Annotated in this window: 14 protein-coding genes and 1 rRNA gene; 13 read left to right on the forward strand and 2 right to left on the reverse strand. The window is 71.9% G+C overall.

Features of this window, described 5'->3' with window-relative positions:
* Positions 1-82 precede the first annotated feature (82 nt).
* Complete coding sequence (locus ACIBJC_RS15465; protein ID WP_399292286.1) at positions 83-3,880, forward strand: glycosyltransferase family 2 protein; 3,798 nt, start codon at positions 83-85, stop codon at positions 3,878-3,880.
* Complete coding sequence (locus ACIBJC_RS15470; RefSeq protein ID WP_399292288.1) at positions 3,877-5,448, forward strand: DUF5719 family protein; 1,572 nt, start codon at positions 3,877-3,879, stop codon at positions 5,446-5,448. The genes ACIBJC_RS15465 and ACIBJC_RS15470 overlap by 4 nt, the downstream gene beginning before the upstream one ends.
* A gap of 82 nt (positions 5,449-5,530) precedes the next feature.
* On the opposite strand, the gene ACIBJC_RS15475 is transcribed toward ACIBJC_RS15470, so the two are convergent.
* Positions 5,531-5,959, reverse strand: coding sequence for a metallopeptidase family protein (locus ACIBJC_RS15475; protein ID WP_329823571.1), 429 nt, complete (start codon positions 5,957-5,959; stop codon positions 5,531-5,533).
* Positions 5,960-6,232: 273 nt separating this feature from the next.
* On the opposite strand from ACIBJC_RS15475, the gene ACIBJC_RS15480 reads away from it, so the two are divergent.
* The 9 genes from ACIBJC_RS15480 to ACIBJC_RS15520 all read left to right on the forward strand — a co-directional run bounded on the left by ACIBJC_RS15480 (position 6,233) and on the right by ACIBJC_RS15520 (position 16,772).
* Entirely contained in the window at positions 6,233-6,658 is a 426-nt protein-coding gene (locus ACIBJC_RS15480) for a DUF3499 domain-containing protein (protein WP_329823534.1), read from the forward strand.
* A gap of 250 nt (positions 6,659-6,908) precedes the next feature.
* Entirely contained in the window at positions 6,909-8,525 is a 1,617-nt protein-coding gene (locus ACIBJC_RS15485; protein ID WP_399292291.1) for an L-lactate permease, read from the forward strand.
* Between the two features lie 168 nt (positions 8,526-8,693).
* Positions 8,694-10,157: a phosphomannomutase/phosphoglucomutase gene (locus ACIBJC_RS15490; RefSeq protein ID WP_399292375.1), complete on the forward strand. Its 1,464-nt coding sequence runs from the start codon at positions 8,694-8,696 to the stop codon at positions 10,155-10,157.
* A gap of 161 nt (positions 10,158-10,318) precedes the next feature.
* Complete coding sequence (locus tag ACIBJC_RS15495) at positions 10,319-10,501, forward strand: Trm112 family protein (protein WP_399292293.1); 183 nt, start codon at positions 10,319-10,321, stop codon at positions 10,499-10,501.
* A gap of 122 nt (positions 10,502-10,623) precedes the next feature.
* Positions 10,624-11,772 carry an SIS domain-containing protein gene (locus tag ACIBJC_RS15500; RefSeq protein WP_399292295.1) on the forward strand — a complete coding sequence of 383 codons (1,149 nt, stop codon included), beginning with the start codon at positions 10,624-10,626 and terminating at the stop codon, positions 11,770-11,772.
* Between the two features lie 161 nt (positions 11,773-11,933).
* Positions 11,934-13,103, forward strand: a complete 1,170-nt coding sequence (gene manA / locus ACIBJC_RS15505) for a mannose-6-phosphate isomerase, class I (RefSeq protein ID WP_399292297.1) — start codon at positions 11,934-11,936, stop codon at positions 13,101-13,103.
* Positions 13,104-13,189: 86 nt separating this feature from the next.
* Entirely contained in the window at positions 13,190-14,170 is a 981-nt protein-coding gene (locus ACIBJC_RS15510) for a cation diffusion facilitator family transporter (protein WP_399292299.1), read from the forward strand.
* A 379-nt stretch (positions 14,171-14,549) separates the two neighbouring features.
* The gene (gene ahcY, locus ACIBJC_RS15515; protein WP_399292301.1) at positions 14,550-16,007 is read left to right on the forward strand and encodes an adenosylhomocysteinase; all 1,458 of its coding nucleotides are present in this window, start codon (positions 14,550-14,552) and stop codon (positions 16,005-16,007) included.
* A gap of 150 nt (positions 16,008-16,157) precedes the next feature.
* Entirely contained in the window at positions 16,158-16,772 is a 615-nt protein-coding gene (locus ACIBJC_RS15520) for a hypothetical protein (protein WP_399292377.1), read from the forward strand.
* Between the two features lie 26 nt (positions 16,773-16,798).
* On the opposite strand, the gene ACIBJC_RS15525 is transcribed toward ACIBJC_RS15520, so the two are convergent.
* A complete protein-coding gene (locus tag ACIBJC_RS15525) occupies positions 16,799-17,728 on the reverse strand; it encodes an RDD family protein (protein ID WP_399292303.1) in 930 nt (309 codons plus the stop codon).
* A gap of 139 nt (positions 17,729-17,867) precedes the next feature.
* Here ACIBJC_RS15525 and ACIBJC_RS15530 point away from each other — a divergent pair, with 139 nt between their 5' ends.
* Positions 17,868-18,875, forward strand: coding sequence for a stage II sporulation protein M (locus ACIBJC_RS15530; protein WP_399292379.1), 1,008 nt, complete (start codon positions 17,868-17,870; stop codon positions 18,873-18,875).
* A gap of 682 nt (positions 18,876-19,557) precedes the next feature.
* Positions 19,558-19,644, forward strand: a 16S ribosomal RNA gene (locus tag ACIBJC_RS15535); the annotation flags it as partial.

Below are 19,644 nucleotides of genomic sequence, written 5' to 3' on the forward strand. Positions count from 1 at the left end.
TCCTACCGTTAGTGTGGGGCCCCGTCCGAGACGCTCCCACGCCCCTACGGGGCGACCCCCGGCCGGAGGGCCCGCCACCTCAATGTCCCCCACCACCGCCGCGTTCGTTCCCGCCACCACCAGCGCCCCCGAGTTCCCGCGGCACGTCGTCACCGCGGTGCTCGTCGCCCACGACGGCGCGCGCTGGCTGCCCGACGCCCTCGCGGGCCTCCTCGGCCAGGAACGCCCCGTACAGAACGTCATGGCAGCCGACACCGGCAGCGCCGACGACTCGGCCCGGCTGCTCACGGAGGCGCTCGGCGACGAGCGGGTGCTGCATCTCGCGCGCCGCTCCGGCTTCGGCACCGCCGTGGAGGAGGCCGCCACGACGGCCGGGGTGCTCACCCCCGACGATCTGCCCTATCTGAAGCGGCCCGGCGGCTGGGACCCGGTCACCAGGACCTGGCGCGACGAGAACTACGACCTGCCCGAACTGCCGCACGGCGAACCGGTGCAGTGGCTCTGGCTCCTCCACGACGACTGCGCGCCCGCCCCCGACGCGCTCGCCGAACTCCTGCGCGTCGCCGACTCCGACGAGTACGCCGCCGTCGTCGGCCCCAAACTCCGCGGCTGGTACGACCGCAAGCAGCTCCTCGAAGTCGGCGTCACCATCGCCAACAGCGGACGCCGCTGGACCGGGCTCGACCGCCGCGAACAGGACCAGGGCCAGCACGACCAGGTCCGTACCGTCCTGTCCGTCTCCTCCGCCGGCATGCTCATCCGCCGCGACGTCTGGGACGAACTCGGCGGCTTCGACCGCAGACTTCCGCTCATGCGCGACGACGTCGACCTGTGCTGGCGCGCGCACGCCGCCGGACACCGGGTCCTCGTCGCCCCCGACGCCGTCCTGCGGCACGCCGAGGCGTCCGCGCGCGAGCGCCGTACCGTCGACTGCGCGGGCCGCTCCGTCGTCAACCCGCACCGCGTCGACAAGGCCGGCGCCGTCTACACCATGCTCGTCAACGCGCGGGCCGCCGTCCTCCCCTACGTACTCTTCCGGCTCGTCCTCGGCACCCTCCTGCGCACCCTCGCCTATCTGGTGGGCAAGGCACCGGGCCAGGCCGTCGACGAGGTCACCGGGCTCCTCGGCACCCTGCTGCGGCCCGGACGGATCATCAGCGCCCGCAAGGAACGCGGCAAGGGCGTCGTCGAGGCGGCCGAACTGCGCCCCCTCTTCCCGCCCGCCGGCGCGACCGTCCGCGCCACCGTCGAACAGATCGCCACCAGCCTCGGCGGCGACTCCGACTCCGACACCGGCGGCTCACGCCACGGCGCCGTCGAGTCGGGCCCGGGCGGCGACGACGCCGACTACATGGAGATCGAGCAGTTCGCCCGGCTGAAGAAGCTCGCGCACAAGCCGGGACCCGTACTCTTCGCGATCCTCCTCCTCGTCTCGCTCGTCGCCTGCCGCGGCCTCCTCGGCGGCGGCGCGCTCGCCGGCGGCGCCCTGCTGCCCGCGCCCGCCGACATCTCCGACCTCTGGTCCCGGTACGCCGACGGCTGGCACCCCGTCGGTACGGGCGTCACCGAGACCGCGCCGCCCTACCTCGCCGTACTGGCCGCCCTGTCGGTCCTCTTCCTCGGCTCCACCGGCCTCGCGCTGACCGTGCTCCTGGTCTGCTCCGTGCCGCTCGCCGGGGTCACCGCCTACTTCGCCTCCCGCTCGCTCGTCCCGTCCCGGCTGCTGCGCGCCTGGGCGAGCGTCGCGTACGCCTTCCTGCCCGCAGCGACCGGCGCGCTGGCCACCGGCCGGCTCGGCACGGCCGTCCTCGCCGTCCTGCTGCCGCTGCTCGCCCGCGCCGCCGTCTCCGCGTACGCGATGCGCGGCGGCGGCGACCCGCAGGCGCGCGGAAGCTGGCGCGCCACCTGGGCGTACGCCTTCCTGCTCACCTTCACGATGGCCTTCACGCCCATCGTCTGGCCGCTCGCGCTGGTACTCGCCCTCGGCGTGCTGGTGTTGCGCCGCCGTGACCTCGCCGGATACGGACCGCGCGTCCTCGCCGGGCTCGGCACACCCGTCCTGCTCCTCGCGCCCTGGTCGTTCTCGCTGCTCACCGACCCCTCCGCGCTCTTCCGCGAGGCCGGCCTGGAATTCGGTACGGGGACGGCCTCCCCGATCGACCTGCTCGGGATGAGCCCCGGCGGCCCCAAGGCCGTCGGCGGCGTCCTGATGGCCGGGATCGTGCTGGCCGCGCTGGCGGCGCTGCTGCGTGCCGAGCGGCAGTTCGCGATCCGCTCGGCGTGGCTGGCCGGGCTGGTCGCGCTGGTCTTCGCCGTGCTGTCCAACAACTCCGGCTGGGCCGGGCCCGCCACCCTCGTGTACGGCCTCGCGATGATCGCGGCGGCCATCCTCGGCGCGGACGGCGCGCGGATCAGGGTCGCCGCCGAGAGCTTCGGCTGGCGCCAGCCCGTCGCCGTGCTCATCGCCGCCGCCGCCGGACTCGCCCCGCTGATCGCCGCCGTCGGCTGGATGTTCAGCGGCGCCGCGGGGCCGCTGGAGCGCCGCGACCCGGTCCAGGTGCCGGCGTTCGTCGCGGAGGAGAGCGTCACCCGTGACCAGCCCCGCACCCTGGTCCTCGGCGGCACCTCGCCCGCCGACGTCTCGTACTCCCTGGTCCGCGGTTCGGGCGGGCGGCTCGGCGACGCCGAGCTGACCGTGGCGGGCGGCGGCGACGCGCGGCTCGACAAGGTCGTCGCGAACCTCGTCGCGGGCTCCGGCGCCGACCAGACCGACACGCTCAGCGGCTTCGCGATCCGTTACGTCCTGGTACGGGGCGGGGCCCCCGCGGAGACCGGCCGCACCCTCGACGCCACCCCGGGGCTGACCCGGCTGAGCCAGCTCGACGGCAGCGCGCTGTGGCGCGTGGACCGGCAGATCTCGCGCGCCACGATCGTCGACGGCAAGGGCGCCGGAGAGTCGCTCGCCGTCGCATCCGGGCCCGTCGAGGCGCACACGGAGATCCCGGCGGGCGCCGCCGGGCGCGTGCTGCGGATCGCGGACCGGGCCGCCGAGGGGTGGCAGGCCACGCTCGACGGTGAGGCGCTGACGAAGAAGACCGTCGACGGCTGGGCCCAGGGCTTCGAACTCCCCGCCGAGGGCGGCCGGCTCGACCTCACCTACGAGGACCCGATCACCCACACCGCGTGGGTCTGGGCCCAGGGCGCGCTCGCCCTCTTCCTGCTGGTGCTCGCCCTGCCGGGGCGGCGCCGCGAGATCGACGACGACCTGCCCGAGGAGGACGTGGAGATCCCGGCGCAGCCGGTGGAGGGCGAGGGCCGCAGGGCCCGCCGTCTCCGCGCGGCGGCCGAGGCCGAGGAGGCCGCCGGAGTCACCGGAGCCGCTTCAGTCACCGAGGCCGAGGCGGTCGCCGGGTCGGCGACGGCGGTGGCGGAGGAGGGGCGGCAGCAGGCGTACGGGGCCGTGCCCGCGCAGCCGGCGTACGACGAGTGGGACAGCTCCACGTACGCCAACGCCAACGCCAACGCGGACGCGGACTCCAACGTCAACGTCAATGTCAACGCGACCGTGAACCCGGACGCGGCGTACGGGCAAGGCCAGGCTCCGGCCGAGGGCCAGGACCCGTACCGGGCCGGGCCGTACGCGGAGGACCCGTACCAGCAGCAGTACCAGCAACAGCAGCCGCAACAACAGCAACAGCAGCCCTATCAGGGTGACCCGTACCAGCAGCAGGGCCCGTACGCGGAGCCCGGCGCGTACGACCAGCAGCAGGCGTACGACCAGCAGCCGTACGACCCCTACGGGTACGGCCAACAGCAGCCCTACACCGACGGCGACCAGAACGACCCGCGCCGGCGCCCCGACGGGAGCAGCAACCAGTGAACCGTACGACTCTCTCCCTCATCGCGGCCGCCACCGCCCTCGCCGCCGTCACCGGCTTCGCCTCGCTGTCCGCCCCGGCGGACGCGGAAACCACGGCCGCGGCCACCGTCGCGCGGCTCCCCGTGGAGCGCACCAGCCAGCTCTGCCCGGCGCCCAGCGTCTCGGACGTCGCGGAGACGACGTACACCTCCGTCACGCCCACGGGGAAGGGCGGCGCGGACAGCGAGCCCGCCGCCGACGCGGGCGGCTCCGCCGAACTCAAGGAGTCCACGGTCACGCTCGCCGAACCGGGCGGTACCGACGACGACAAGGACGACAAGAAGGAGGAGGAGAAGCAGGACGACGCGGCTAAGGGCTCCGCCTCGGACGGGAAGCCCTTCGTCACCCTCAAGGAGCCCGGCACCCCCGTCTCCGCCGAGTCGAGCGGCGCCAACTCGCCCGCGCTCGTCGGCACGGCCACCGGCCGCTTCGCCCCCGGCTGGACCACGCAGCAGACCACCACGGTGAGCGTGGGCGGCGCGCGCGGACTGCTCGGAATGACCTGCACCGCGCCCGACACCGACTTCTGGTTCCCCGGCGCCAGCACCGAGCGCTCCCGCCAGGACTACGTCCACCTCACCAACCCCGACGACACCGTCGCCATCGCGGACATCGAGCTGTACGGGCCGGACGGCGCCCTCAAGTCCGAGACGGGGGAGGGCATTCCGGTGCCCGCCCGGTCCAGCGTCCCGGTGCTGCTCTCCACCCTGACCAGCGAGGCCGCGCCCAATGTGACCGTCCATGTCTCCACCCGCGCGGGCCGGGTCGGCGCGGCCGTGCGCGCCGCGGACGAAGCGGGCGGCAGCGACTGGCTGACCGCCTCCGGCACCCCGGCGGGCAGCGTGGTGCTGCCCGGTATCCCGGCGGACGCGACGGACGTACGGCTGGTGGCGCTCGCGACCGGGTCCGCCGACGCCGACCTGAAGGTGCAGCTCGCGACCCCCGACGGCACGATCACCCCGGCGGGACACGAGAGCCTGCACGTCAAGTCGCAGATGACGGCCGCGCTCGAACTGGGGGACATCACCAAGGGCGAGCCGGGCTCGCTGGTGCTCACCCCGTCCGGGAGCGCGGCCCCGGTGGTCGCGGCGCTGCGCGTGGTGCGGGGCAAGGGCGAGAAGCGGGAGATCGCGTTCATCCCGGCGACCGCCCCCATCGTGTCGCGCGCGACCGTGGCCGACAACCGCGCCAAGGGCTCGACGCTCTCGCTGACCGCCCCCGGCGCCGCCGCGAAGGTCAAGGTCACGTCCTCGCCGGGCACCGAGGGGGGCGAGGCGACGGTGGAGACGTACGACGTCAAGGCCCGGTCGACCCTGGCCGTCACCCCGAAGGTACCGGCCGGCCTGAAGGGCGCGTACGCGCTGACGGTCGAGCCGGAGTCGGGCGGCCCCGTCCACGCGGCGCGCACGCTGGCGCTGCCGGAGGACGGCATCGCGATGTTCACGGTGCAGACGCTGCCGGACGACCGGGGGACCGTGTCCGTACCGAGGGCCAAGGAAGACCTGTCCATCCTGGACAACGGCAAGTAGCGTCCCTCAGCGAGCGCTCCTCGGTAAGCGCCCCCCGGCGAGCGCTCCTCGGTAAGAGCCCCTCAGCCCCCGGTACGGCCGGTCACTCCTGGCCGTACCGGGGGTCGACGGACTCGGGCGCCAGCCCCAGCAGGTCCGCGACCTGCTCCACGACGACCTCGTGCACCAGGAGCGCGCGGTCGTCGCGGTTCTTGGTACGGAGCTCCACCGGCCGGCGATAGACGATGATGCGCGCCGGATGGTCCTTGCCCGCAGGGGCCGAGCTGCCGAGCGGAACGCTGTCCTCCAGGGTGCTGGGCACCTCCATGACCAGGAAGTCGACATCGGCGAGCTGCGGCCAGCGGCGCTCCAGCCGGTCCACGGAGTCCCGTACGAGATCGCGGAAGGACTCCGAGCGGCTGATCGAGAGCGGCACCTGCGGCGGGGCGACCGGCCCGCGCATCCCGCGGCCGTGGCGGTCGCGGCGGCGCGGCCGTGGCTCGGGCGAACGGGGCGGTACTGGACTGTCCATCACTGACGCAGGGTAGCTCTCCACGGCGCCCCGTCAGCGAGGCTCGGACCCCGTCGGACCCCATGTCGCATATTGAACATTCAGGCCAAGCTTGGGCTCGGTTCCCGGCGTACGCATGATCGTCGATCACGCCTTCCTTGACGGATTTGTCCCAAGTCGCGACCGCATTACGGGCTGTCGCCGACTCGTCACGTCTCTTTCCGTGCAGGTCAGGGCAGTTGATTCCGGCCAACTTGTGCGGGATATCACGCCGCGACACGGTGGAGTGACCTGGTGGCGAGTCGTCGCAGCCCGCTCAAGAGTGCGGTACCGTCCAACATCGTGAGCCCTGTACGTCGCTGTTCGCGCACCGCGTGCGGCCGCCCTGCTGTCGCGACACTGACGTACGTCTATGCCGACTCGACCGCGGTCCTCGGCCCGCTCGCCACCTACGCCGAGCCTCACTGCTACGACCTGTGCGCGGAGCACAGTGCGCGGTTGACCGCGCCGCGTGGCTGGGAGGTCGTCCGGCTGACGGACGGCTCGGCCCCCGCGCCGCCGAGTGGTGACGATCTCGAAGCGCTGGCCAATGCCGTACGGGAGGCCGCCCGCCCGCCGGAGCGCGCGCCCGACGGCGGCGGCAAGGGCGCACGCGGGGCGGATCCCATGGAGGTCGGGCGCCGGGGACATCTGCGGGTGCTGCGCTCGCCCGAGTCCTGAGCCGCCCCCCTGCCTGGACCCCGTTGACGCACGGCGGCCCCGGATCGCGCTGATGCGCGACGGGCCCGGATTCCGCTGACGCGGGGCGGGCCCGGATCCTGTTGATGTACGACGGGCCCGGATTCCGCTGACGCGTGGGGTTTCCGCTACGGATCCTGCACGGGGCATTGACCTCCGCTTGGCGCGGACACGACCATTCCTCCACCCGTGAGAGATCACTTTCCGTATCGCGGAATTCCGGAGGACTGTCGTGTTCGTACAGCAACTGGAACCTGTCGCCGATTCGCTCGCACTCTCCGCCCTCGTCGCCGCGCTGCCCCTCGCCACCGTGCTGATCCTGCTCGGTGGCGTCCGTATGCGAGCCCACCTCGCCGGGCTCACCGGCCTCGCCGTCGCCGTACTCGTCGGGTGGTTCGCCTTCGCGATGCCCCTCGGCCAGACCCTCTCGGCCGGCGCGCAGGGCGTGCTCTTCGGGCTCTTCCCCATCATGTGGATCGTCGTCAACGCCCTCTGGGTCTACCGGATGACGGTCAGGACCCAGCACTTCGACATCCTGCGGCGCTCCTTCGGACGCCTCTCCGACGATCCCCGCATCCAGGCGCTCGTCGTCGCCTTCTGCTTCGGCGCGCTCCTCGAAGCGCTCGCGGGGTTCGGCGCGCCGGTCGCGATCTGCTCGGTGATGCTGGTGGCGCTCGGCTTCGACCCGGTCAAGGCCGCCGTCGTCTCGCTCGTCGCCAACACCGCGCCCGTGGCCTTCGGCGCGATGGGCACCCCGGTCGTGACGCTCGCCCAGGTCACCGGATTGCCGCTGGACACGGTCGCCTCCGTGGTCGGCCGGCAGACCCCGCTCCTCGCCCTCGTCGTCCCGCTGGTGCTCATCGGCCTCGTCGACGGCCGGCGCGGGCTGCGCGAGACCTGGGTGCCCGCGCTGGCGTGCGGAGTCGCCTTCGCCGTCGCGCAGTTCGCGTCCGCCAATTACCTCTCCGCCCAACTCGCCGACATCGCCGCCGCGCTGGCGGGTGCCGCGGCGCTGGTCGCGGTGCCCTCGGCGCGCCGGCCCGCGGCGGAGCCGGTACGCGCCGCGGTGCTCACCGGCGTACGGAGCGAGGACCTGGACCACGACGACCCGCGCCCCGAAGTGGTGCGCGCCTACGCCCCGTACGCCCTGATCGTCGTGATCTTCTCCGTCGCGCAGATCCCGCCCGTCAAGGAGCTGCTGGCCAAGGCGACCCAGGTCTTCGACTGGCCCTTCCTCGATGTCGCGAACCCGGACGGGGAGCGGGTCGGCGCCAATGTCTTCACGCTGCCCCTCATCGGCACCGGCGGCACACTCGTCCTTCTCGCGGGGCTGATCACGGCCGTGGTGCTGGGCGTACGCGCGAGGGACGCGGCGCGCGAGTGGACGGCGACCGTGCACGAACTGCGGTACGCGATCCTCACCGTCACCTCGGTGCTGGCCCTCGCGTACGTGATGAACCTTTCCGGACAGGCGGCCACCATCGGCCACTTCGTCGCGGCGGCGGGCGCCGGGCTCGCGTTCCTCTCACCGATCCTCGGCTGGTTCGGCGTCGCGGTCTCCGGCTCGGACACCTCGGCCAACGCCCTGTTCGGCGCGCTCCAGGTGACGGCGGCGCACCAGTCGGGCCTCGCGCCGGAGCTGCTGGCCGCCGCGAACAGCTCCGGGGGCGTGCTCGGCAAGATGATCTCCCCGCAGAATCTGACGATCGCGTGCGCGGCGGTGGGGCTGGCGGGTAAGGAGGGGGACGTGCTCCGCAAGGTGCTGCCGTGGAGTCTGGGGCTGCTGCTGGTGATGTGCCTGATCGTGGTGGGGCAGAGTACGGCCGTACTGGGATGGATGCTGCCGTAACGGTGTCACCCGGCCGGGTAGTTTGAACCGACTTACCGCACTGAACCGAGCGCACTGAACCGACCGCAGTGACAGGAACCTCTGGAGGGCGTGACCGTGGCCGATGTTTCGCATGTGCCGCATGTGGCGAACGCGTCGAACGCAGCGAATGTAGCGAATGCGTTGAATGTGGAGAGTCTGGCGCAGATCGTGAAGGCGTACGACGTGCGAGGGGTGTACCCGGACCAGCTCGACGACCGGATCGCGGAGCTTTTCGGCGCCGCCTTCGCCGAGGTCACCGACGCCCGCGCGATCGTCGTCGGCCACGACATGAGGCCCTCCTCGCCCGGTCTCGCGGCGGCCTTCGCCCGGGGCGCCCTCGCGCGCGGGGCGGACGCCACCCTCATCGGGCTGTGCTCCACTGACCAGCTCTACTTCGCTTCCGGGAACATGAACGTCCCCGGCGCGATGTTCACGGCGTCGCACAACCCGGCCCGGTACAACGGCATCAAGATGTGCCGCGCGGGCGCGGCGCCGGTGGGCCAGGACACGGGACTCGCGGAGATCCGCGCCCTGGTGGAGAGTTGGCTGCGCGAGACGCCGGAGACGCCGGAGACGCCGGAGACGCCGGAGACACCCGAGACGGCGGAGACACCCGAGACGGCGGAGACACCCGAGACGGCGGAGGCGGCGGAGACGGCAGGCACGGGAGAGGCGACGGAGGCGACGGGAACCCTCACGCAGCGTGACACGTTGGACGATTACGCCGCGTATCTCCTCTCCCTGGTCGACCTCTCCGCGATCCGCCCGCTGAAGGTCGTCGTGGACGCGGGCAACGGCATGGGCGGCCACACGGTCCCGACCGTCTTCGCCGGCCTGCCGCTCGATGTCGTGCCCCTGTACTTCGAGTTGGACGGTACGTTCCCGAACCACGAGGCCAACCCCCTGGACCCGAAGAACATCGTCGACCTCCAGGCCCGCGTCCTCGCCGAGGGCGCCGATCTCGGCCTGGCCTTCGACGGCGACGCGGACCGCTGCTTCGTCGTGGACGAACGCGGCCGGGGTGTCCCCCCGTCCGCGATCACCGCCCTGGTCGCGGCCCGCGAACTGGCCAAGCACCCGGGCTCGACGGTCATCCACAACCTGATCACGTCCCGGTCCGTCCCCGAGGTCGTCAGGGAGAACGGCGGCACCCCGGTCCGCACCCGCGTCGGCCACTCCTTCATCAAGCAGGAGATGGCCACCACGGGCGCGGTCTTCGGCGGCGAGCACTCCGCGCACTACTACTTCCGCGACTTCTGGAACGCGGACACGGGCATGCTCGCCGCGCTCCACGTCCTGGCGGCGCTCGGCGGCCAGGACGGCCCGCTCTCGGAGCTGGTGTCCTCGTACGACCGCTACACGGGCTCGGGCGAGATCAACTCCACGGTGGACGACCAGAAGGCGCGGATGGCGGCCGTCCGCGCGGCGTTCGCGCCGCGCGACGGGGTCACCCTGGACGACCTGGACGGCCTGACGGTGGAGTCGGCGCACTGGTGGCTCAACGTCCGCCCCTCCAACACGGAACCGCTGCTGCGCCTGAACGTCGAGGCGCGGGACGAGGAGACGATGGCGAAGCTGCGGGACGAAGCCCTGACCCTGATCAGGGACTGACCCCTACCGGCCCCGGTGCCTGACCCGTGTACCGGCCCCGGTGCCTGACCCGTGGCCGCCCCGCACACACCCGCCGCCCCCGCCCGGGGACGGCGGGCGCGGGGCCCACCGGCGGTAGGCTGACAAGCGTCTATCCACCTGTTCGAAGGGACACCCACCCCATGCCGCTCGAAGCCGGCCTCCTGGAGATCCTGGCCTGCCCGGCCTGTCACGCGCCGCTCAGCGACCGCACCGCGGCCGAGACACCCGAGCTGGTCTGCACCGGCGAGGAGTGCGGCCTGGCGTACCCGGTCAGGGACGACATCCCGGTGCTCCTCGTGGACGAGGCACGCCGCCCCGCGTAGGCCGCACCGCCCGCGGCAGTACGCCCCGTACCCCCCGTACCCCCTGTACGCCGGTACCCCTGTACCCCGCACCCCCCGTACCAGCCCTGCTCACGTGCCACACCAGCGGAGGCCCACCCCTCATGCTCGACGAGTCGCTGCTCGACGCCCCCGACGCGCTCACCCGCGCCGACCACCGCGGTCTGCTCCGTGACGCCGCCGAGGCCGGGGCCCGGGTCCGTACCGCCCTGCGGCACACCGCCGAGGCCGGGGTCGGCGCGCTGGCGCCCGAGGGCCGCCCCCGCGCCGTACTGATCGCCGGTTCCGGCGCCGCCGCGACCGGGGCCGCCGACCTCGTGGCCGCCCTGACCGACGGGGCCGCGCCCGTGACCCGGCTCCGTCCCACCGGCGTCGCCCCCGCCGCGGGCGCCCTGCGCTGGGCGCTCCCCGGCTGGGCCGGCCCCGTGGACCTGCTGCTGATCGCCACCACGGACGGCAGCGAACCCGGCCTGGCGCTCCTCGCCGAACAGGCGTACCGGCGAGGCTGTACGGTCGTCGCCGTCGCGCCGGGACACTCCCCGCTGGGCGAGTCGCTCGGCGGTACGCACGGACTCCTCGTACCCATGGCGACGGCACCGAACGAGTGGGCCGACTCCGTCGAGGAGGACACCCGCGTGACCGGGCCCGGCGCGCTCTGGGCCCTGCTCGTCCCGCTGCTCGCGCTCCTCGACCGGGTCGGGCTGCTCACCGCGCCGCCGGAGACCCTCCAACGCGTCGCCGACCGGCTGGACCGTACGGCGGAACGCTGCGGCCCGGCCGTCGTCACCTACAGCAACCCGGCCAAGACCCTCGCCGCCGAACTGGCCGACAGCCTCCCGCTGATCTGGACGGAGGGGACGGCCGCGGCCCCCGCCGGGCGCCGCTTCGCCGCCGTACTGGCCGAGCTGACCGGCCGCCCCGCCCTCGCCGCCGAGCTGCCCGAGGCGATCCAGGCCCACGGCGCGCTGCTGTCCGGAAACTTCGCGGGCGGCACCGAGCCCGACGACTTCTTCCGCGACCGGGTCGAGGAGAGCCAGGCGCTGCGCGCCCGGGTAGTGCTGCTCAGGGACCGCCCGGTCGGCGGCCTGACCGCCGCCCCCGCCGCGCGCGAACTGGCGCTCGGCCACGACACGGCCATCAGCGAACTGGAGCCGGAGGAGGGCACCGAGATCGAAGCCCTCGCCGAGGTGATCGCCGTCACGGACTTCGCCACGGTCTACCTGGCGCTCGCCGCGGACACCACCCCCGCCTGACCCGACGCCCCCGCGCATGCCGTCCCCCGTGGCACACGGCACGAGCCCCGCGCACCCGTACGCCCCTCGGCGCCGCGACACCACCACCACACCACCGCGCCGCCACCCAGCCACCACCGCCACGCCACCGCGCCGCCACCTCGCACCAGAAGGCTCACCCCATGGACCGCCTCTCCAACACCGTGCGCCCCTACGCCTGGGGTTCGACGACCGCCATCCCCGACCTGCTCGGCACCCCTCCCACGGGCGAGCCGCAGGCCGAGATGTGGCTCGGCGCCCACCCCGGCGCCCCCTCGCGGCTCGACCGCGGCCACGACGACGGCGACCAGGCACTCTCGGACGTCATCGACGCCGACCCCGAGGCGGAGCTGGGCCCGGCCACCACGCGGAAGTTCGGCCCCCGGCTGCCCTTCCTGCTCAAACTGCTCGCCGCGGGATCGCCGCTCTCCCTCCAGGTGCACCCCGACCTCGCCCAGGCGCGGCAGGGGTACGCGGACGAGGAGCGCCGCGGCGTCCCGATCGACGCCCCGCACCGCAACTACAAGGACGCCAACCACAAGCCCGAACTGATCTGCGCGCTCACCCCCTTCGAAGGGCTCTGCGGCTTCCGTGCCCCGGAAGAGGCGGCCGACCTCCTCGCACGGCTCGACGTCGACGCGCTCAAGCCGTACGTGGACCTCCTGCGCGCCCACCCCGAAGAGGCCGCGCTGCGCGAGGTCCTGACCGCCGTGCTGGGCGCGGACCCGGACGAGATGGCCGCCACGGTCACCGAAGCCGCTGCCGCCGCCGACCGGCTCGGCGGCGCGTACACCCCGTACGCGTCGATCGCCCGCCACTACCCGGGCGACCCCGGCGTCATCGCCGCCATGCTGCTGAACCACGTACAACTCCAGCCGGGCGAGGCGCTCTTCCTCGGCGCCGGTGTGCCGCACGCGTACCTCGACGGCCTCGGCGTCGAGATCATGGCCAACTCGGACAACGTCCTGCGCTGCGGCCTCACCCCCAAGCACGTGGACGTCCCCGAACTCCTCCGCATCGTGCGCTTCGAGGCGACCGAGCCGAACATCCTGCGCCCCGAGGCGTCCGCGTCCGGCGAGGAGCTGTACGACACGCCCATCGACGAGTTCCGGCTCTCCCGCTTCACCCTCGCGCCGGGCGCCGCGCCCCGCGACCTCACGGCGGCCACCCCGCAGATCCTGCTCTGCACGGCGGGCACCCCCGAGGCGGGCGGTCTCGGGCTGACACCCGGCGGCGCGGTCTTCGTCCCGGCAGGCGAAAAGGCCGAACTGTCCGGTACCGGCACGGTGTTCCGTGCCACAGTCGTGGCCTGATCCACCGACCGCCCCGGCGGCTGCAACAATGTCCCGCCGTACCGCGGCGCCAGGGCCGCAGACCAAGGAAGGGACACCACGCACCCATGAGCGCGTCCGGCGGAACCAAGGCGATCGTGGCGGCGCTCGGCGCCAACCTCGCGATCGCAGTAGCCAAGTTCGTGGCATTCGCCTTCAGCGGGTCCTCGTCGATGCTCGCGGAGGGCGTGCACTCCCTCGCCGACTCCGGCAACCAGGGGCTGCTGCTCCTCGGCGGCAAGAAGGCCAAGCGCGAGGCGACGCCGGAGCACCCCTTCGGCTACGGGCGCGAGCGTTACATCTACGCCTTCCTCGTCTCCATCGTGCTGTTCTCGGTCGGCGGCATGTTCGCGATCTACGAGGGCTACGAGAAGATCAAGCACCCGCACGAGATCGAGGCGTGGTACTGGCCGGTCGGGGTGCTGATCTTCGCGATCATCGCCGAGTCGATCTCCTTCCGTACGGCCATCCTGGAGTCGAACGCCCTGCGCGGCTCGCTCTCCTGGAAGAACTTCATCCGCCGCGCCAAGGCGCCCGAGCTGCCGGTGGTCCTGCTGGAGGACTTCGGCGCGCTGATCGGTCTGATCCTCGCCCTCGGCGGCGTCGGCATCTCCCTGGCGACCGGCGACGGCATCTGGGACGGCATCGGCACGCTCTGCATCGGCATCCTCCTCATCGTGATCGCCCTGGTCCTCGCGGCCGAGACGAAGTCCCTGCTGCTCGGCGAGGCCGCGGGCACGGAGGACATCGACAAGATCAAGAACGCGATCGTCGACGGCGAAGTCGTGACCGGCATCATCCACATGCGTACGCTCCACCTCGGCCCCGAGGAACTGCTGGTCGCGGCGAAGATCGCGGTCGAGCACGACGACACGGCCGCAGAGGTGGCCGCCGCGATCAACGCGGCCGAGTCCCGCATCCGCGAGGCCGTCCCGATCGCCCGGGTCATCTACCTGGAGCCGGACATCTACAGCGCCTCGGCCGCCGCCGCGGGCACCAACCCGGGCAAGGACACGGACGGCCCCACGACCCCGGGCGCGCCGGAGTAGCACAACCGGCGGCCCACCATGGCAGCCACCAGGGTGGGCCGCCACGGCAGCCCACCACGGTGGCCCACCTCGGCGGCCCACCCGTGTGGTCCGCAGCGGTCCGCGGTGGTCCGCAGTGGCCACCCGGCGGAGGCCCCCTCGTCCCTCGTTCCGCTCCCTTCCTGGCTCGGCTGTAGCTCACTGGGCCGATCGGTGTAGATTCGTGACCAGAGCCAGACGTCGCTGCTGATGGCGGTCGGGCGGTCCGTGCTGTGGACCGGCCGAGGGAGAGAGGGCCTCCGACGGACTGCCCCGCGTAGCCCGGGCATTCGTATGCCCGCCGCCGCAGAGTCAGCCGTACGTACCCACCCTCGACCCGATTTACGAGGAGCAGCTCGCTATGACGACTGTCGCCAACCGACAGGACTTCAAGGTCGCCGACCTCTCGCTCGCCGAGTTCGGCCGCAAGGAGATCACGCTCGCCGAGCACGAGATGCCCGGCCTGATGTCGATCCGCAAGGAGTACGCGGCGACGCAGCCCCTGGCCGGCGCCCGTATCACCGGCTCCCTGCACATGACGGTGCAGACCGCGGTCCTCATCGAGACCCTGACCGCGCTCGGCGCCGACGTCCGCTGGGCGTCCTGCAACATCTTCTCCACCCAGGACCACGCCGCCGCCGCCATCGCGGTCGGCCCCGAGGGCACCCCGGACGCCCCCAAGGGCATCCCCGTCTTCGCCTGGAAGGGCGAGACGCTGGAGGAGTACTGGTGGTGCACGGAGCAGGCCCTCACGTGGCCCAACACGCCCACCGGCGGCCCGAACATGATCCTGGACGACGGCGGTGACGCCACCCTCCTGGTCCACAAGGGCGTCGAGTTCGAGAAGGCCGGCGCGGCCCCCGACCCGGCGACGGCGGACAGCGAGGAGTACGGCTACATCCTCGGCCTGCTGAACCGCACCCTCTCCGAGAACCCGCAGAAGTGGACCCGGCTGGCGTCCGAGATCCGTGGCGTCACGGAGGAGACCACGACCGGTGTCCACCGCCTGTACGAGATGCAGCGCGACGGCGCCCTCCTCTTCCCGGCGATCAACGTCAACGACGCGGTCACCAAGTCCAAGTTCGACAACAAGTACGGCTGCCGCCACTCCCTGATCGACGGCATCAACCGCGCCACCGACGTCCTCATCGGCGGCAAGGTCGCGGTCGTCTTCGGCTACGGCGACGTCGGCAAGGGCTGCGCCGAGTCCCTGCGCGGCCAGGGCGCCCGCGTGATCATCACCGAGATCGACCCGATCTGCGCGCTCCAGGCGGCGATGGACGGCTACCAGGTCTCGACGCTGGACGACGTCGTCTCCATCGCCGACATCTTCGTCACCACGACCGGCAACAAGGACATCATCATGGCCTCGGACATGGCCAAGATGAAGCACCAGGCGATCGTCGGCAACATTGGCCACTTCGACAACGAGATCGACATGGCCGGCCTCGCGAAGATCGACGGCATCGTCAAGGACGAGGTGAAGCCCCAGGTCCACACCTGGACCTTCCCCGACGGCAAGACGCTCATCGTCCTGTCCGAGGGCCGCCTGCTCAACCTGGGCAACGCGACCGGCCACCCCTCCTTCGTGATGTCGAACTCCTTCGCGGACCAGACCCTGGCCCAGATCGAGCTCTTCACCAAGCCGGAGGAGTACCCGACCGACGTCTACGTGCTCCCCAAGGCCCTGGACGAGAAGGTCGCCCGTCTCCACCTCGACGCGCTCGGGGTGAAGCTCACGACCCTCCGCCCGGAGCAGGCCGCGTACATCGGTGTCGAGGTCGAAGGCCCGTACAAGCCGGACCACTACCGCTACTGATCCACACCCCGGCTCCCGGGACCCGCACGTCACAGAACAGGCCCCCGCACCCCCGTGTCGGGGGCTTGTTCCGTGCGTGACGTGTGCGCCGGAGCGCCGACCTACGGTGTGCTGTCAGCCGCCGAGTACGCGAAGGACCTGAAAGCCTCCATGCCCCGCGGCCGTTATTCGCTCCATGACCCGCACGACCACACCCCTCTCGGTGACGAACACTTCCACTGCGCGCCCGGCCCCTCCGGCTGGCGCTACGTCTCCCAGATCACGGCTCCCTCCGGCGACCACGCGGGCTCCGTCGATCTGGCCCTCGACGAACTCGGCCGCCCCATCCGTCTTCAACTCCACGCGGCGAGCTGGCAGATCCGTGGCGCCGCTCTCGACGGCGTCAGTTGGGTCCGAACCGACCCCACCGGCACCCACGCCACGGAAGGCAACGTCAACGCCCACGCCTTCACCGGAACCTCCCCCGCATTTCTCGTCGCGACGACCCGCCTCCTGCGTCTCACCCCTGATGCGCCCACAACGCGCGTCCGCCTCGTGGCCTTCACGGACCCGGTCCTCGCCCCTCGCACGCTCGACCAGTCCTGGGCCCTGGTGAACAGTGAAGCGCACGCCACTGACAACGGCCCCCTGATCGTGGACGAGTACCAGGTCAGCGCCCTGGACACCGGTGAACAGCACACCGTTCACATCGCCGGCGACGTGGTGCTCTCGGCCCCGGGCATCGAGCTGGAAGACCTCGAAACCCCGCCGTCACCGCCGACCTGACGCCGAGGCCGGCACCCGCGCCCTGCCTACGCGGGCGGGGCGAACCCCGTGACGGGCGGCGACCCGGCACCGGCCGCGGGCCCCGCGGGCGGAACCGGCGACGGCGCGGAGGGGGAACCCGCGGGAAGGTCCGCAGGCCGGGGGAGGGGTGCCACAGGAGAACCGACCCCGGCCCCCGGGACGACAGGAGCCGGCCCCGGACGCGCGCCGGGGCCGAAGGCGCGCCGCGCGTCCCGGGCCTGCCGCTCGTTCACCACAGCCGCCAGATACGCACCCGCGGGCACCTCCCGGGGCGCCGGGGTGCCCGTACGAGCCGCGAGATCACCCGCGAGACGCTCGGCCATCGACCGGCTCACCCCCGCGTCGAGCTGCCCCATCCGCGTCAGGTACTGGCGAATCGCGAGCCACAGATCGTCCGGCACGGCAGAGAGATCCAGCTCCGCGAAGCGCCCCACGAGCCACGGCGGAGGCGGCGGCACGGCAGCCGTGTACGGCGTCGGCACCCTTTCCCGTACGACGAGCGTCCCCGCGAACACGTCCCCGATCCGCCGTCCCCGCGCCGACACCAGCGACGCGACAGAGGCGACGACCCCGACCGAGAAAAGGATCTCCACCACGCCCATCGCCCCGCGCACCAGGGCGTGCCGGAACCGTATGGGCCCGCCGTCGTCCCGTACGACCCGCAGCCCGCAGGCCATCTTGCCCAGCGAACGCCCATGGCTGAGGGTCTCCACGGCGATCGGACCACCGACCAGCACCAGAAGGAACGAGGCGACGGCCAGGGCGGCGACCGCCGCCTCGTCCAGCGAACCGGCCGACAGCACGATGCCGACCGACACCGTCAGATAGGCCGCCCCCGCCACCGCGAGATCGATCGCCGTCGCCAGCGCACGGCTCGGCAGCCGCGCCGGACGCAGCCCCAGTACGACCGCGTCGCCCGTTACAAGCTCATCCACCGGTGTCCACCCTTCGCCGACCTTCCCCGCCCTGGAGAAAGGCCAGTCTGCCAAGCTGGCCCACAACGCGCCGCAGCCAGCCGTGCCGACGCCGGCGGTACGGACCGTACGCACCCAGTGCCTGGAGCAGCAGCCGACCATGGACCTCGATGTCTTCGTGACCAGCCACCGCGCCGAGTGGGACCGCCTGGACCACCTCCTGGGACGCGGCCGGCGCCTCACCGGCGCCGAGGCCGACGAACTCGTCGCCCTCTACCAGCGCACCGCCACGCATCTCTCGCTGATCCAGTCCAGCGCTCCCGATCCCGTACTCACCACCCGCCTCACCCAGCTCGTGGCCCGGGCCCGCGCGACGGTCATCGGCACGCGCCGCGCCGGCTGGCGGGACGCCGCACGGTTCCTGACCGCGGGGTTCCCCGCCGCCGTCTACCACGCCCGGCGCTGGTGGATCCCGACCGCGCTCCTCTCCACTCTCCTCGCGGTCGTCATCGGCTGGTGGACAGGCGTCCACCCCGAGGTGCAGGCGGCGATCGCGGCGCCCGAGGAACTGCGCCAGATGACCCGTCCGGGCGGTGAGTACGAGACGTACTACTCCAGCCATCCGGCGGCGTCGTTCGCGGCACAGGTCTGGACGAACAACGCGCAGGCCGCCGCCATGTGCCTCGTCCTGGGAGCCTTCCTCTGCCTGCCGGTGATCTGGATCCTCTTCGTCAACGTCCTCAACCTGGGAGTCGGCATCGGGCTGATGTCCTCGGCGGGCCGTCTCGACACGTTCCTCGGCCTGATCCTGCCCCACGGCCTGCTCGAACTGACAGCGGTCTTCGTCGCCGCCGGTACGGGTCTGCGCCTCGGATGGACCCTGATCGACCCCGGCCCGTACAGCCGCAGAACAGCCATGGCCCAACAAGGCCGTGCGGCGCTGGGCATGGCCATCGGCCTGGCCCTGGTCCTCTTCGTGTCGGGCGTGATCGAAGGCTTCGTCACCCCGTCCGGCCTGCCGACCTGGGCGCGCATCGCCATAGGGGTCGTCGCCGAACTGGCCTTCCTCGCCTACGTCTACATCCTCGGCGGCAGGGCGGCCCGGGCGGGCGAGACGGGCGACCTGGAGGCCGCGGGCCGCAGCGCCCGACTTCCTGTCGCCGCCTGATGTGCGTGGGGCGTACCCGACCTGTTAGTCTCCTCTTCGCCCCACAAAAGCCGTTGACACGGTCGGAGTGGGGAGGTAGATTTGAACGGTTGCCTCGGAGTTGGACAAGCTCCAGGTCCACCGAACAATATCTACGCGGCTTCCGGTGGGATTGGATTCCTGCGGAGCCCTCCTCGATTCGACAAGTAGATGATTCCGGCCGGTGAAATTCGGCCGCTTGCTTCTGCTAAAGTCGAGTCCGTCGAAAGACAAAAGGCCAATCCAAAGGCCACCGGAATTCTTGAGGCAGAACACGCCGAATGGATCTGGTAGAGTCGGAACCGCCGGAAAGGGAAAGCGCGAAAGCGAAGAACTGGAAAGCGAACCCCGCTCCGACGGGGAATCGGACACGAAAGAGTCTGATAGAGTCGGAAACGCAGGAACGAAGTACAGAACAAAATGAAGCACCGAAGGGAAGCGCCCGGAGGAAAGCCCGCAGGGGTGAGTACGAAGGAAGCGTCCGTTCCTTGAGAACTCAACAGCGTGCCAAAAGTCAACGCCAGATATGTTGATACCCCGACCTGCCGATTCTTCGGCGGGTTGAGGTTCCTTTGAAGAAACACAGCGAGGACGCTGTGAACCACTGGTCTTATTCCGACCGGTTGGTTCCGCTCTCGTGGTGCTACCGGATATCCGGTAAACATTCACGGAGAGTTTGATCCTGGCTCAGGACGAACGCTGGCGGCGTGCTTAACACATGCAAGTCGAACGATGAAGCCTTTCGGGGTGG

The organism is Streptomyces sp. NPDC050509 (assembly GCF_044457965.1).
GTDB lineage: Bacteria > Actinomycetota > Actinomycetes > Streptomycetales > Streptomycetaceae > Streptomyces.

What these genes read in the sequence shown, in the direction of transcription:
- ACIBJC_RS15520 (WP_399292377.1), top strand. Translation starts at nt 16,158, where the DNA reads ATGCCCCGCGGCCGTTATTCGCTCCATGACCCGCACGACCACACCCCT.
- ACIBJC_RS15465 (WP_399292286.1), top strand. Translation starts at nt 83, where the DNA reads ATGTCCCCCACCACCGCCGCGTTCGTTCCCGCCACCACCAGCGCCCCC.
- ACIBJC_RS15495 (WP_399292293.1), top strand. Translation starts at nt 10,319, where the DNA reads ATGCCGCTCGAAGCCGGCCTCCTGGAGATCCTGGCCTGCCCGGCCTGT.
- ahcY (WP_399292301.1), top strand. Translation starts at nt 14,550, where the DNA reads ATGACGACTGTCGCCAACCGACAGGACTTCAAGGTCGCCGACCTCTCG.
- ACIBJC_RS15510 (WP_399292299.1), top strand. Translation starts at nt 13,190, where the DNA reads ATGAGCGCGTCCGGCGGAACCAAGGCGATCGTGGCGGCGCTCGGCGCC.
- ACIBJC_RS15530 (WP_399292379.1), top strand. Translation starts at nt 17,868, where the DNA reads ATGGACCTCGATGTCTTCGTGACCAGCCACCGCGCCGAGTGGGACCGC.
- ACIBJC_RS15500 (WP_399292295.1), top strand. Translation starts at nt 10,624, where the DNA reads ATGCTCGACGAGTCGCTGCTCGACGCCCCCGACGCGCTCACCCGCGCC.
- ACIBJC_RS15475 (WP_329823571.1), bottom strand. Translation starts at nt 5,959, where the DNA reads ATGGACAGTCCAGTACCGCCCCGTTCGCCCGAGCCACGGCCGCGCCGC.
- manA (WP_399292297.1), top strand. Translation starts at nt 11,934, where the DNA reads ATGGACCGCCTCTCCAACACCGTGCGCCCCTACGCCTGGGGTTCGACG.